15 protein-coding genes are annotated in these 12675 nt (G+C 72.1%); 4 read left to right on the top strand and 11 right to left on the bottom strand.

Going from position 1 to position 12675, the window contains the following annotated elements; all coding sequences use genetic code 11:
- Positions 1-21: 21 nt before the first annotated feature.
- The 4 genes from ACS3YM_RS18795 to ACS3YM_RS18780 are packed head-to-tail and all read right to left on the bottom strand — an operon-like array spanning position 22 to position 2397.
- Complete coding sequence (locus tag ACS3YM_RS18795) at positions 22-861, bottom strand: MBL fold metallo-hydrolase (RefSeq protein ID WP_439937961.1); 840 nt, start codon at positions 859-861, stop codon at positions 22-24.
- A gap of 7 nt (positions 862-868) precedes the next feature.
- Positions 869-1756 (bottom strand): NUDIX hydrolase, encoded by an 888-nt coding sequence (locus ACS3YM_RS18790; protein WP_439937960.1) that lies wholly within the window; start codon positions 1754-1756, stop codon positions 869-871.
- Positions 1757-1769: 13 nt separating this feature from the next.
- The gene (locus ACS3YM_RS18785) at positions 1770-2225 is read right to left on the bottom strand and encodes a RidA family protein (RefSeq protein ID WP_439937959.1); all 456 of its coding nucleotides are present in this window, start codon (positions 2223-2225) and stop codon (positions 1770-1772) included.
- A 1-nt stretch (position 2226) separates the two neighbouring features.
- A complete protein-coding gene (locus ACS3YM_RS18780) occupies positions 2227-2397 on the bottom strand; it encodes a hypothetical protein (RefSeq protein ID WP_439937958.1) in 171 nt (56 codons plus the stop codon).
- 56 nt (positions 2398-2453) lie between these two features.
- Between ACS3YM_RS18780 and ACS3YM_RS18775 the strand changes: the two genes are divergently transcribed.
- Entirely contained in the window at positions 2454-2849 is a 396-nt protein-coding gene (locus ACS3YM_RS18775; protein ID WP_439937957.1) for a low affinity iron permease family protein, read from the top strand.
- A gap of 8 nt (positions 2850-2857) precedes the next feature.
- Here ACS3YM_RS18775 and ACS3YM_RS18770 read toward each other — a convergent pair whose 3' ends face one another.
- Positions 2858-3892, bottom strand: a complete 1035-nt coding sequence (locus tag ACS3YM_RS18770) for an LLM class flavin-dependent oxidoreductase (protein WP_439937956.1) — start codon at positions 3890-3892, stop codon at positions 2858-2860.
- Positions 3893-3966: 74 nt separating this feature from the next.
- Between ACS3YM_RS18770 and ACS3YM_RS18765 the strand changes: the two genes are divergently transcribed.
- Positions 3967-5346 (top strand): MFS transporter, encoded by a 1380-nt coding sequence (locus tag ACS3YM_RS18765; protein ID WP_439937955.1) that lies wholly within the window; start codon positions 3967-3969, stop codon positions 5344-5346.
- Between the two features lie 106 nt (positions 5347-5452).
- On the opposite strand, the gene ACS3YM_RS18760 is transcribed toward ACS3YM_RS18765, so the two are convergent.
- The 6 genes from ACS3YM_RS18760 to ACS3YM_RS18735 form a co-directional block, all read right to left on the bottom strand.
- Positions 5453-6502, bottom strand: a complete 1050-nt coding sequence (locus tag ACS3YM_RS18760) for an aldo/keto reductase (protein WP_439937954.1) — start codon at positions 6500-6502, stop codon at positions 5453-5455.
- Positions 6499-7848 carry an LLM class flavin-dependent oxidoreductase gene (locus ACS3YM_RS18755; RefSeq protein ID WP_439937953.1) on the bottom strand — a complete coding sequence of 450 codons (1350 nt, stop codon included), beginning with the start codon at positions 7846-7848 and terminating at the stop codon, positions 6499-6501. The genes ACS3YM_RS18760 and ACS3YM_RS18755 overlap by 4 nt, the downstream gene beginning before the upstream one ends.
- Positions 7845-8627: an ABC transporter ATP-binding protein gene (locus tag ACS3YM_RS18750; RefSeq protein WP_439937952.1), complete on the bottom strand. Its 783-nt coding sequence runs from the start codon at positions 8625-8627 to the stop codon at positions 7845-7847. The genes ACS3YM_RS18755 and ACS3YM_RS18750 overlap by 4 nt, the downstream gene beginning before the upstream one ends.
- Positions 8603-9442 (bottom strand): ABC transporter permease, encoded by an 840-nt coding sequence (locus ACS3YM_RS18745; protein ID WP_439937951.1) that lies wholly within the window; start codon positions 9440-9442, stop codon positions 8603-8605. The genes ACS3YM_RS18750 and ACS3YM_RS18745 overlap by 25 nt, the downstream gene beginning before the upstream one ends.
- Positions 9439-10509, bottom strand: a complete 1071-nt coding sequence (locus tag ACS3YM_RS18740; RefSeq protein WP_439937950.1) for an ABC transporter substrate-binding protein — start codon at positions 10507-10509, stop codon at positions 9439-9441. Before ACS3YM_RS18740 ends, ACS3YM_RS18745 begins: the two co-directional genes overlap by 4 nt.
- A 99-nt stretch (positions 10510-10608) precedes the next feature.
- Positions 10609-11670, bottom strand: coding sequence for an LLM class flavin-dependent oxidoreductase (locus tag ACS3YM_RS18735; RefSeq protein ID WP_439937949.1), 1062 nt, complete (start codon positions 11668-11670; stop codon positions 10609-10611).
- A 124-nt stretch (positions 11671-11794) separates the two neighbouring features.
- Here ACS3YM_RS18735 and ACS3YM_RS18730 point away from each other — a divergent pair, with 124 nt between their 5' ends.
- Both ACS3YM_RS18730 and ACS3YM_RS18725 read left to right on the top strand, forming a co-directional pair.
- A complete protein-coding gene (locus ACS3YM_RS18730; protein WP_439937948.1) occupies positions 11795-12169 on the top strand; it encodes a VOC family protein in 375 nt (124 codons plus the stop codon).
- Between the two features lie 58 nt (positions 12170-12227).
- Positions 12228-12671: a ferritin-like domain-containing protein gene (locus tag ACS3YM_RS18725; RefSeq protein WP_439937947.1), complete on the top strand. Its 444-nt coding sequence runs from the start codon at positions 12228-12230 to the stop codon at positions 12669-12671.
- Positions 12672-12675 lie beyond the last annotated feature (4 nt).

The raw sequence follows: 12675 nt of genomic DNA, 5'->3' as shown, positions 1-12675 counted from the left end.
GCGCCCGACGCGCAAGGGGCTTCAGTCCTCGGTGAGGTACGCCAGCTGGGCGCGGACCGACAGCTCCGCCGCCCCCCACAGCACCGGGTCGACGTCGGCGTAGACGATCTCCACGATCGCGCGCGGCAGCGTCTCGTGCGTCAGTGTCGCAGCGGAGGGGGCCCCGCCCTCCCGCTCGATCGCGTGCAGGTCGCGCAACGCCTGGCGCACCTGGTCGAGGCGCTGCCGGCGGTGGGCGAGGTAGAAGTCGAGCGCGCCGAGGGCGTCGTCGATGACCGGGCCGTGGCCGGGCCAGACGGTGGCGATCCCCTGCTCGCCGCAGAGGGCGTGCAGCCGCTGGAGCGAGGACAGGTAGGCGCCGAGCTGGCCGTCGGGGTGCGCGACGACGGTGGTGCCGCGACCGAGGACGGTGTCGCCGGTGAGCACCGCCCGGTCCTGCGGCACGACGAAGGACAACGAGTCGGAGGTGTGGCCGGGAGTCGCCACGACGTGCACCTCGAGCCCACCGACGGCGACGACGTCCCCCTCACCGAGCCCCTCGGAGCCGAGCCGGTAGGCGGGGTCCAGGGCGCGTACGCCGCAGCCGTGCCGCTCGGCGTACTCCCGGGCGGCCTCGCTGTGGTCGGCGTGGTGGTGGGTCAGCAGCACCACGGAGACGCTCCCTCGTCCATCGGGGGCCGCGGCTGCATCGAGGGCGTCGAGGTGGGCGGCGATCGAGGGACCGGGGTCGACCACGATCGAGCGCGAGGAGTCGGGGTCGCGCAGCACCCAGGTGTTGGTGCCGTCGAGGGTCATGATGTCGGCGTTGGGCGCCAGCACGCAGGTGCCGGTGTCGCCGAAGGACCCGCCGGTCCAGCTCACGCGCGGCTCATCGGTTGGCTCGATTGGCCATCAGTGCGGCGTACTGCGGCGGCGTGGAGAGGATGAAGGCGTCGCCGTCGGCGACCACCTCGGGCATGAACATCTCGACGCGGCGCCTGTGCGCCTCGTCGAGGACGGCGTCGGGGTCGGCGTGCTGGCCGACCTCGAGGCAGGTCAGCCAGGTGGGCGGCAGCATCAGGATCTCCTGCCGCTCGACCAGCTCCACGGCATCGAGGGCACCCACCCACGTGACCGACGACGACTCGCTCGAGACGTCGCGCGTGACCTGGCCCTCCGGCAGGTGCGCCACGAAGAACCACGTGCGGTAGCGGCGCGGCTCGAAGACCGGCGTCAGCCAGCCCGCCCAGGCGCCGAGGAGGTCGGTGCGCAGCACCAAGGAGCGCTTCTCGAGGAACTCGGTCATCGAGATCTCGCGCGACTCAAGCGCGGCGCGGTCGGCCTCCCAGTCCTCACCCGTCGTGTCGGCCACGACCTCGCCCGCACTCGCCCCGGCGAGCAGGACCGATGACTCCTCAAAGGTCTCCCTGACCGCGGCACAGACCAGGGCGCGGGCCTTCGGCTCGTCGCACCCGAGACGGGCGGCCCACTCGGCCGGCGAGGGGCCGGCCCAGAGTCCACGCTCGACCAGCCCCGGTCCAAGATCCGGCGGAGGGTCGAAGTCGCGGGGGTCGACGCCGCCCCCGGGGAAGACGCACATCCCCCCGGCGAAGGCCATCGAGGTCTGGCGGCGCAGCAGGTAGACCTCCGGCGCCGACGAGCCGGGCCGCAGCAGCACGACCGTGGCGGCGTCCCGCGGCTCGGCAGGCGTGGCGCCACCCTCGGCGTACGACCGGGCCTGGGCGACGAGGGCGTCAGGAAGCGGCAGGCGCTCCATGCGGGCCAGCGCCTCAGACCTCGACGGTGATCTCGACCTCGACCGGCACGTCGAGCGGCAGTGCCGCCACGCCGACGGCGGACCGGGCGTGCTTGCCGGCGTCGCCGAAGACCTCGCCGAGCAGCTCCGAGGCGCCGTTGGCGACCTTGGGCTGGCCGGTGAAGTCGGGGGTCGAGGCGACGAAGACGACGACCTTGACCACGCGCTTGACGTCGTCGAGGGAGCCGATCTCGGCCTTGACCGCGGCGAGCGCGTTGAGGGCGCACTGGCGGGCGCACTCGTAGCCCTGCTCCTCGCTGACCTCGGCACCGAGCTTGCCGATCGCGATCATCTCGCCGTCACGGGCCGGCAGCTGGCCGGCGGTGAAGACGAGGTTCCCGGAGCGGGCGGTCGGCTGGTAGGCGGCCACCGGAGGGACGACGTCCGGCACGGTGATGCCCAGCTCGGCGAGCTTTGCCTCCGCGCCCACGTCAGGCCGCCTTCTGGCGCTTGAGGAAGGCCACCAACCCACCCTGGGCGTTGGTGTGGATGGCCACCAGCTCCCAGCCGTCCTGGCCGAAGTTGTTGAGCATGAGCGCCTCGTTGTGGAGCGGGATGGGCGCCACCTGGTATTCCCACGTGGTGGATGAGCTCTGGGTCATGGCTCGCACCCTACTCGGGACGCGCGTTGGTCCTTGCGCACCGGTAGGTTCCGGGGATGGAGCGCACCGATGCCGCGGAGACCCGCGAGAAGAAGAAGGGGCGCGACCCCTTCGAGAGGTTCGTCGACCTGTCGACGACGCTGATCAGCCGGGCGCCGTTCTTCGCGGTCTGCGTGGCCGTGGTCGTCATCTGGGCGGCGAGCTACCCGCTCTGGAGCAGCGTCACCAAGTGGGAGCTGGCCATCCACACCTTCGGCGGGGTGCTGTCCCTGCTGCTGCTGGTGCTGCTGGAGAACGCCGCGCGCCGCAACACCGAGGCGATGCAGGAGAAGCTCAACGTGCTGGCCGAGGCCCTCGCCGCACTGATGGAGTCACGCGCCCACGACGACCCCGAGCTGCAGGAGGCCACCCAGAGGCTGCGCGACGCGGTGGGCCTGGAGGCCCGCCACTGACGCAGCGGTCAGCCGGCCAGCAGTCGCAGCGTGGCCTCCCGGTTCGGTGAGGTGCGCGCGTCGGTGCCGGACATCGCGCCGGCCACCGGGTGCACCATCACCTCGTCGACGCCGAACTCCATCGCCAGCTCCTCGATCTCCTTGCGCGCCTGCTCGGCCGAGCCGACGACCCAGCGGCGGGCCATCGCCTCGCCGAACGCCTTCTGCTCGGGCGTCATCTCGACGGCCTCGGCCTGCTCGACGAGCCGCTGCGGGTGGAGCGGAGCGCCCGTGCGCAGCGCGATCATCTGCTGCACGTTGGGCAGCGCCTGGCGGTGCGCCTCCTCCTCGGTCTCGGCGACGACGGCGTTGACCGTGAGGAAGGTGCGCGGCTCCGGATGCTCCGGGGAGGGCTGGTACGACGATCGGTAGAGGTCGAGCGCGGCGGCGGTCCCCTCACCCGCGAAGTGGTGGGCGAACACGTAGGGCAGGCCCTTCTCGGCGGCCAGCCGGGCGGAGTAGTCCGAGGACCCGAGCAGCCACATCTCGGCCACCGTGCGGGCCGACGGGGTCGCACGCAATGGCTGGCGGCGCGGCCCGATCTGCAGCTCGACGCCCTCGGTCGTCATGAGCGTGCGGATGTCCTCGACGTAGTCGGGGAACTTGCTCACCGCCTCGTCCGCCGACTCCGCGCTGCCGCCACGCAGGACGTACCTGGTCAGCGGGTCGGTGCCGGGCGCGCGGCCGATGCCGAGGTCGATCCGGCCGGGGAAGGCCGCCTCGAGGAGGGCGAACTGCTCGGCCACGACGAGCGGCGCGTGGTTGGGCAGCATCACGCCGCCGGAGCCCACGCGGATCCGCGAGGTCGCGGACGCGAGCATCGCGATGAGCACCGGCGGGTTGGTCGCGGCGACCGCCGGCATGTTGTGGTGCTCGGCGACCCAGTAGCGCCGGTAGCCCAGCTCGTCGGCGACCTGCGCGAGGCGGCGAGAGGCGGCGATCGCGTCACCGGTGGTCTGGTCGCTGCGGACGGGGACGAGGTCGAGCACGGAGAGAGCGGTCACTGTCGGCCCAGCGCCCGCCGGGGGCGGGTTATTCCGATTGACCTCACGTGCGCCTGAGGTCCTACCGTCGCCGGGTGAGCACCAGCACGACACCGGCGCCCCCGCCGCGCGAGCGCATCCTGTCGCCGGCGTACGCCGTGACCACCCTCGCGATGTTCGGCCTGATCGCCTTCGTCGCCTTCGAGGCGATGGCCGTGGCGACGGTGATGCCGACGGTGGCGCGCGACCTCGACGGGCTCGACCTGTACGCGCTCGCGTTCGCCGCACCGCTGGCGAGCGGGGTCGTCGGCATGGTCGTCGCGGGCATGTGGAGCGACCGCACGGGACCGGTGGTGCCGCTGCTGGCGTCCATGGCACTGTTCTCCGCCGGGCTCCTCGTCTGCGGACTCGCGCCCTCGATGGAGGTCCTGCTGGTCGGTCGCGTCCTGCAGGGACTCGGCGGCGGCGCGCTGACCGTGGGGCTCTACGTCATGGTCGGCCTCTGCTTCCCGGCCCGCCTGCGGCCGTCGGTCTTCGCCTCCTTCGCCGCCGCGTGGGTGCTGCCGGCGCTCTTCGGCCCGGGGCTGGCGGCCCTGGTCGCGGACGTGTGGAGCTGGCGCTGGGTCTTCACCGGCACGGTCGTCTTCGTCGCCCTCGCGCTCGCCCTCCTCGCCCCGGCCCTGCGCAGGCTGGAGCCGCACGTCGAAGGCGTGGACACGCCGGCGTCACGGCTGTGGTGGGCCGGCCTGGGCGCGGTCGCGGTGCTGGTGCTCGAGCTGCTCGGCTCCTCCGAGGGGGCCGCGGCGCTGGGTGCGCTGGCTGCCCTGGCCGGGGTCTGGGTCTCGCTCGGGCGGCTGCTGCCGCCGGGCAGCCGGGTCGCCCGGCGCGGCCTGCCGGCGGTCGTCGCCACCCGTGGGCTGCTCGCCGCGAACTTCTTCTGCGCCGAGGCCTACATCGTCTACGTCCTCCAGGACCACTGGCACCTCACACCCGGTCGTGCCGGCATCGCGCTGACCTGCGTGGGCGTGGTGTGGGCGAGCGCGAGCCAGGTCCAGGCCCGGCTGGGGACGCGGGTGTCGCACACCCGGGCGATGCTCGTCGGCAGCTGCCTGGTGCTCACCGGGCTCGTCGCGCTGGCGGCGTCGGTGCTCCTGCACGACGCGGGCCACGGGCCGTCCGCGGTGCTGCCGGCGGCATCGTACGTCCTCGCCGGTGCGGGCATGGGCTTCGCCTACCCGCGCACCGGGGTCGCGATGCTGGAGGTCTCCACCGACCGCGACCGCGGCTTCAACTCCTCGGCCCTCTCGGTCGCCGACTCCCTCGGCGCGGCGCTCGCGCTGTCGGTGGCCGGAGCCGCCTTCGCGGCCGCCGAGCGCCAGGACGTCGATCCGTTCGCGACGGTCTTCGTGTTCGCGGCCGTCGGCGGACTGCTCGGGGTTCTCACCGCCTCCCGCACCACGGCCCCCGCCGGGTAGTCCACCGGGTTCCGGTCGTGCATCCGGCCCCCCGACGACCATTTCCCGGTGAACTACCCCGCCAGCGGCCCCGCCCGACCCTCCCCCTCGGTCGCGCGGGCCCGCGTCAGCGGCGGCGGAGCGCCGCCTCCACGAGGGCCGGCGGTGCGTAACCGCGGTCGGCCTCGTTGAGCGTGGTGCCGGGCGGGACGATCTCGTCGATCCGGTCGAGCACGTCGGCAGGGAGCACGACCTTCTCGACGCCGAGCTGTGACTCGAGCTGCTCGAGGGTGCGCGGTCCGATGATGGCCGACGAGACCGCCGGGTGCGCGAGCACGAAGCCCAGCGCGAGGTGGATCAGCGACAGTCCGGCCTCGTCGGCCAGCTCCTGGAGCTGGAAGACCGCCTCCAGCTTCACCTTGTTCTCCGGCGACGCGGGGTCGTGCCGCGCGGGCTGGCGCTGCAGCCGGCTCGAGGTGAACGACAGGTCCTCGCCGCGGCGGTAGCGGCCCGAGAGCCACCCGCCGGCGAGCGGGCTCCACGGCAGCACGCCGAGGCCGTACTTCTGCGCGGTCGGCAGGATGTCTCGCTCCACCTCGCGGGCGAGGATGGAGTACGGCGGCTGCTCGGTGACGGGGCGCTCGCGGTGGCGCTTCTCGGCGACCCACTGTGCCTCCACGACCTGCGAGGGCAGGAAGGTCGAGGTGCCGATGTAGCGGACCTTGCCCTGCCGCACGAGGTCGGTCAGGGCGCCCAGGGTCTCGTCGATGTCGACCTCCGGCCGCGGGCGGTGCACCTGGTAGAGGTCGATGTGGTCGACCTGGAGCCGACGCAGCGAGTGCTCGACCTCGCGGACGATCCAGCGCCGGGAGTTGCCGGCCTGGTTGGGGTCGTCGTCGTGCATGCCGCCGTGGAACTTGGTCGCGAGGAAGACGTCGTCGCGGCTGCCCTTGCGCGCCTGCAGCGCCTTGCCGACGATCTCCTCGGACTCGCCGCGCGCATAGACGTCGGCGGTGTCGATGACGTTGATGCCGGCGTCGAGCGCGCGGTGGATGATCGCGATCGACTCGTCGTGGTCGGGGTTGCCCCACGCGCCGAACATCATCGCGCCGAGGGTCAGCGGGCTGACCTGGACGCCGGTGCGGCCAAGGGGTCGGTAGTGGGCGAAGCTGCTCATGCGGTCTCCTTCTCGAGACGGGTTGCGTACTGGCTGGCCGGCCGCTCGAGGCCGAGGTGGTCGCGCAGCGTGCTTCCTGTGTACTCCGTGCGGAACAACCCGCGCTCGCGCAGGATCGGCACGACCTCCTCGATGAAGACGTCGATGCCTCCCGGCAGCCAGGGCGGCATCACGTTGAAGCCGTCGGCGGCGCCGTGCTCGGCCCAGTCCTGGATCGTGTCGGCGATGTCGACCGGGGTGCCGGCCACCACCCGGTGTCCCCGCGCACCGGCGAGGCGGTGGCACAGCTGCCGGATCGTGGGGTTCTCCCGCGCGACGATGTCGAGCACGAGCTGCGAGCGGCTGTGGAAGGCGCGGTCGCCCACGGGTGCCACGACCTCGGTCGGGAACGGTCCGTCGAGGTCGTACGCCGTCAGGTCGACGCCGACCAGGTTGCTCAGCTGCTTGAGGGAGTACGCCGGCTGCGTGAGGTCGTTGAACTCCTCCTCCAGGGCGCGGGCCTCCGCGGCCGTCGACCCGATGAAGGGGCTGATGCCGGGCAGCACCTTGAGCTGCTCGGGATCGCGACCCACCGACCGGGCGCGCGCCTTGATGTCGGCGAAGAACTCCTGGGCGCTCTCGAGCGTCTGGTGCGCGGTGAAGATCGCCTCCGCCCACCGGGCCGCGAAGGCGCGCCCGTCCGGGGACGAGCCGGCCTGCACGTAGACCGGCCGGCCCTGCGGCGAGCGCGGCGCGTTGAGCGGGCCGGCCACCGAGAAGTGCGGGCCCTCGTGGTCGATGCGGTGGATCTTGTCGGTGTCGGCGTAGACCCCGCTCACGCGGTCGGCGAGGACGGCGTCGTCCTCCCAGCTGTCCCAGAGCTTGGTGACCACGTCGAGGAACTCCTCGGCGCGCTCGTAGCGCTGGGCGTGTGCCGGGTGCGCCTCGAGGCCGAAGTTGTGCGCGGCCGCGGCCGAGGAGGTGGTGACGATGTTCCACCCCACGCGACCGTTGCTCAGGTGGTCGAGCGAGGCGAACTGCCGCGCCAGGTTGTAGGGCTCGTTGTAGGTCGTCGACGACGTCCCGATGACGCCGATCCGCTCGGTGGCCGCCGCGATGGCGGTCATCTTGGTGATCGGCTCGAGCCCGGCGCGGGCGGCGTACGCGATGTTGTCCGCCAGCGCCGGGCCGTCGGCGAAGAACACCGCGTCGAACTTCGCTGCCTCCGCGCGCTGGGCCAGCTCCTGGTAGTAGCTGATGTCGGTGATCCGCTCGGGCTGCGACTCCGGTCGCCGCCAGGCGGCCTCGTGGTGACCGTCGGGGTAGATGAAGAGGTTGAGGGCGATCTGTCGGCGCTGCCGGGTCACGAGGCCGCCCTCTCACTGAGCTCTCCGACCGTGGGGCGGGGAGCGGCGTCGTGGTCGTCCTCGACCCCGAGCTCGGCGAGCAGCTGCGCGCGCAGCCGGGCGAAGGCCGGGTCGGCCTGCGAGCGGCGTCCGTCGAGGTCGATCCGCGCGTCGTGACGTACGACGCCACCGTCGAGCACGATCACCCGGTCGGCCAGCACGATCGCCTCGTCGACGTCGTGCGTCACCAGCAGCACGGCAGGCCGGTGCACCTCGCACAGCTTGCGCAGCAGGGTGTGCATCCGGATCCGGGTCAGCGCGTCGAGGGCACCGAAGGGCTCGTCGGCCAGCAGCAGCTGGGGGTCGCGGACGAGGGAGCGGGCCAGCGAGGCGCGCTGCTGCTCCCCGCCGGACAGCTCGTGCGGCCATGCCTTCTCCCGGCCGCCGAGGCCGACCTCGGCGAGGGCCTGCGAGCCGCGCTCCGCCGCGTCACCGGTGCGGAGGCCGAAGACGACGTTGTCCAGCACGCGCTTCCACGGCAGCAGCCGGGAGTCCTGGAAGACGACCGACACCTTCTCCGGGACCTCGATGCGACCGGTCCCGGCCACGCCTCGGTCGAGCCCGGCCAGGGCCCGCAGGAGGGTGCTCTTGCCCGACCCGCTGCGGCCCAGCAGGGCCACGAACTCGCCGGGGGCGATGTCGAGGTCGAGGCCGTTGAGCACACCTCCCGCCTCGTTGAAGCTGCGGTGCAGGTCCGAGACCCGCACCGCCGGGGTCAGCTCGCCAGTGTGCGACGCCATGACAGTGCCTTCCTCTCGATGAACCGGACGATCGCGTCGGCGGTGACGCCGAGCAGGGCGTAGACGACCAGGCCGACGACGATGACGTCGGTCTGCCCGTAGTTGGACGCGAGCGTGATCATGTGGCCGATCCCGCTCGTGGAGTTGATGACCTCGACGACGACGAGCGCGAGCAGCGACGAGGTCACCGCGAAGCGCATCCCGAGCAGGAAGCCGGGCATCGCGCCGGGGAGCACCACGTGGCGGATGAACTCGGTGCGCGAGACGCCGAGGGTCTCGGCCAGCTCGGCGTACCTGCCCTCGATGGTGCGCAGGCCGTTGTGGGTGTGGATGTAGATCGGCACGAAGACCGCGAGGGCGATCGTCAGGATCTTGAACGGCTCGCCGATGCCGAACCACAGCAGCAGCAGCGGGATCAGCGCGAGGGTCGGGATCGACCGCTTGACCTGGACCGGGCCGTCGATCAGGGTCTCGCCGATCCTGGAGAGCCCCGAGATGAGTGCCAGGACCGTGCCGACGGCGACACCGAGGCCGAGTCCCAGCGCGGCGCGGATGCCGGAGGTCACCAGGCTCTCCTGCAGGCGACCGTTCTCGATCAGGGTCTCGGCCGTCGTGACGACGGTCCACGGCGCGCTCAGGTTGCGCTCGTCGAGCAGGCCGGTGGCCGAGCCGACGACCCACGCGGCGAGCAGCACCGCGATGCCGATGAGGCCGCCGAAGCGGACGGGCTTGCCGGGGCCGAGCCGACGTCGCACGGGACGAACGTCCTCGGCGCCGACGGCCGCGACGGGCCGGCTGGCGGTGAGCGTCGTCATGACGATCCCCCTGCCTTGTTCGAGACCGCGGCGGCGATGGCCTTCTCGAAGCGGCGGTCGTAGATCGTCTCCACGTCCAGCGGCTCCTGGTCCTGGGCCTCGACCAGCGTGTCCACGGTCTCCTGGTGGCGGGCGATGAACTCGTCCCAGCTGGTCGGGACCGTGAACTGGCCGAGCGCGTCGACGACGTATGCCGCGTCCTCGGGCGTCAGGCCCTCGTGGTCGACGTAGAAGGCCTCGGCGAACTCGTCGGGGTGCTCGGAGATCCACTGCTGGGCCTCCGCCCAGACACCGACGTACTCCTTGATCGCGGCGGCCTTGTCGGCGTCCTCGAGCACGGTGGTCGGCGCGTAGAGCGTCCAGGCGTCGTCACGCACGCCGGGCTTGATCGTCGTGGCGCCGTCCCGCTCGTACTTCGCGAGGTAGGTCTTGGCCAGGCTCTGGCCGAGCGGCGCCACGTCGACCTGCTTGCCGGCCAGGGCGACCGAGAAGGCGTCGTCGACGCTCTGCATCTCGACGAACTCGACGTCGTCCTGGGTCAGACCGGCCTCGCGCAGCACGTTGAGCACGAGCGCGCCCTGGGCCTGGCCCGGGCTGTAGGCGATCTTCTTGCCCTTGAGGTCCTCGATGCTCTTCACGTCGACACCCGGCGCCACGCCGAGCTCGTACGTCGGGTGGGCCTCGGGGTCGACGGTCTCGCGGGCGGCGACGATGCGGACGTCCGTGCCGGTCCAGTGGGCGAAGAGCGGCGGAATGTCGGCGACCGACCCGATGTCGATGGCGTCGGCGCGGAAGGCCTCGAGCGTCTTGGGACCGCCGGAGATGTTGGCCCACTCGACGTCGATGTCGAGCTCGTCGATGAGACCGGAGGTCTCGAGCGCCACCTGGGTGGCCGGGTCACCGACGCGCAGCGTCGTGCCGTCGGCGGGCGCGTCGGGCAGGGCCGCGGTCAGCTCCAGCTTGGGACCGGCCTCCTCGCCGCCGCAGGCGGACAGGGCCATCAGGCCGACTGCGGTCAGCAGTGCGGTGCGGATCAGGGGGCGGGGGGTGATCCCTCGTCGTGCCATCAAAGGTCTCCTTCTCGGGGTGGACATTCAAAGTACTGTAAGTGACTCGACAAACCGCACAAATAGCACCCGGGCGTGTTCCGGGTCACTCCTGGCGAGTCAGGCCGGGCGCAGGAGCGGCAGCAGCGAGTCGCCGATGCGGACGATCTCCTGCTCGTAGGGCGTGTCACTGAGGACGAAGTGGGTGACTCCGAGGTCGGCGTAGCGGCGCAGCGCCTTGGCGACGTCGTCGGGCGAGCCGACCAGCCAGGTGGTGCCGGCACCTCCCCCGCCGACGCGCCCCGGTGCGGTGTAGAGGCAGTCGTCGAGGACGTCGCCCTGGTCGGCGAGGTCGAGCAGCCGCTGCTGGCCCACGGCGACCCGGCGGCCGGGGTCGGCCTCCCACTCGTGACGGCCCTCGGCCATCGCCGCGACGCGCGCCTCGGCGTCGGCCCACGCCTCTTCGGTGGTGTCGCGCACGAGCGTGGTGATCCGCAGCCCGAACTCGAGCGGCGGCAGGTCCCGGTCGAGGTCGGCGCTGAGCCGGCGCAGGTGGTCGATGCGTGCGGCCACGCCGTCGAGCGGCTCGCCCCAGAACAGCTGGACGTCCGCCTCCGCCGCGGCCGTGCGCTGCGCCGCCTCGGACGCGCCGCCGAAGTAGAGCTGCGGGTGCGCACGGCCCTCGCGGGCCACCGGCTTGTGCTCGAGGGTCGCACCCTCGGCTCTGTAGTGCGCGCCCTCGAACGTGATGTCGTCCTCGGTCCAGTAGCGCCGGACGAGCCGCATGAACTCCCGCGTCCGCGCGTAACGCTGCGCCTGGTCGCCCTCGTCGTCGCCGTACTGCGGCTGGTGGTCGGGACCCGACACGATGTTGACCTTGACCCGCCCGCCACTGAGCTGGTCGAGGGTGGCCGCCGACGACGCGAAGTGGGCCGGCTCCCAGTAGCCGGGCCGGATCGCGATCAGGGGGTTGAAGCTCGTCGTGGTCGCGGTCAGGGCAGTGGCGACGGTGAAGGTGTCGGGCCGCTTCCACCCGGTGCCGATGAGCGCCCCGCCCCACCCGTGGTCCTCGGTCAGGCGCGCGAGGTCGGTCAGTCGCCGCAGGCTGTTGTGCCCCTCGACGCTGTCGTCGAGCCGGTGGCCGGGGGTCACCTGGTTGGGGATGTACCAGAGGGGCTCCACGGAACGATCCTTTCCACATGTTGTCTAGTGAGTTACTAGAGATAGCACATGCGCCGCGACGCTCCCTCGAGCCGCGCCCACATCGCGGTACGCCGATGTCCGGGATCGGTCCTAGCCTCGGAGCATGGACATGAAGCTGGAGCTGGTGATGGTGCCCGTGACGGACGTCGACCGGGCGAAGGAGTTCTACGAGAGGGTCGGCTTCAGCGCCGACCACGACCACGAGGTGAGCGACGACGTGCGCTTCGTGCAGATGACCCCGCCGGGCTCGGCGTGCTCGATCGCCTTCGGCAAGGGGCTCACCCGCCTGGAGCCGGGCTCGCTCGACAACCTGCAGATGGTCGTCGCGGACGCCGACGCCGTACGCGCCGAGCTGCTCGAGCGCGGTGTCGAGGTCAGCGAGGTCGACGAGCTGCAGTGGGGCAGGTTCGTCTTCTTCGCCGACCCCGACGGCAACGGCTGGGCGCTCCAGCAGCTGCCCGGGCATCCCCACGGGTGATCCGTCGAGGTGGCGGGTCGGCAAGGGTGGGACGACACACCTCACGAAGGAGCGCAGCATGTCTGATGACGCCAAGGCGGCCAAGGAACTGGTGGAGACGCTGAAGGACGGCGAGCGGGGGTTCGCCGACGCAGCCGACAAGCTCCGCGACGGCGAGCACCCCGAGTGGGCCACGACCCTGCAGCGGTTCTCCGAGCAGCGCGCAGGATTCTGGCGCGAGATCGTCGACCTCGGGCACGCCTATGGAGACGACGTGGACGAGAGCGGCACCGTCGCCGCTGCCGTGCACCGGGGCTGGATCTCGCTGAAGGACGCGCTGACCGGTGACGACGCCGAGGCCGTGCTCAAGGCCGCCGTGACCGGCGAGGACCACGCGGTCTCGGAGTACGAGGACGCCCTGGAGATGGACCTCAGCGCAGGCTTCCGCGACGTCGTCGTGCGCCAGCAGGCCGCCGTCGTGGCCGCCCGTGACGAGGTCAAGGCTCTCCAGAACGCTGGATGACCGG

Source organism: Nocardioides sp. N13(2025) (genome assembly GCF_051912545.1).
Taxonomy (GTDB): Bacteria; Actinomycetota; Actinomycetes; order Propionibacteriales; family Nocardioidaceae; genus Nocardioides.
Note: the sequence above shows the minus strand (reverse complement) of the source record. Positions and strands in the feature narration are given on the sequence as shown.

What these genes read in the sequence shown, in the direction of transcription:
- ACS3YM_RS18740 (WP_439937950.1), bottom strand. Translation starts at nt 10,509, where the DNA reads ATGGCACGACGAGGGATCACCCCCCGCCCCCTGATCCGCACCGCACTG.
- ACS3YM_RS18780 (WP_439937958.1), bottom strand. Translation starts at nt 2,397, where the DNA reads ATGACCCAGAGCTCATCCACCACGTGGGAATACCAGGTGGCGCCCATC.
- ACS3YM_RS18730 (WP_439937948.1), top strand. Translation starts at nt 11,795, where the DNA reads ATGGACATGAAGCTGGAGCTGGTGATGGTGCCCGTGACGGACGTCGAC.
- ACS3YM_RS18760 (WP_439937954.1), bottom strand. Translation starts at nt 6,502, where the DNA reads ATGAGCAGCTTCGCCCACTACCGACCCCTTGGCCGCACCGGCGTCCAG.
- ACS3YM_RS18790 (WP_439937960.1), bottom strand. Translation starts at nt 1,756, where the DNA reads ATGGAGCGCCTGCCGCTTCCTGACGCCCTCGTCGCCCAGGCCCGGTCG.
- ACS3YM_RS18725 (WP_439937947.1), top strand. Translation starts at nt 12,228, where the DNA reads ATGTCTGATGACGCCAAGGCGGCCAAGGAACTGGTGGAGACGCTGAAG.
- ACS3YM_RS18745 (WP_439937951.1), bottom strand. Translation starts at nt 9,442, where the DNA reads ATGACGACGCTCACCGCCAGCCGGCCCGTCGCGGCCGTCGGCGCCGAG.
- ACS3YM_RS18775 (WP_439937957.1), top strand. Translation starts at nt 2,454, where the DNA reads ATGGAGCGCACCGATGCCGCGGAGACCCGCGAGAAGAAGAAGGGGCGC.
- ACS3YM_RS18750 (WP_439937952.1), bottom strand. Translation starts at nt 8,627, where the DNA reads ATGGCGTCGCACACTGGCGAGCTGACCCCGGCGGTGCGGGTCTCGGAC.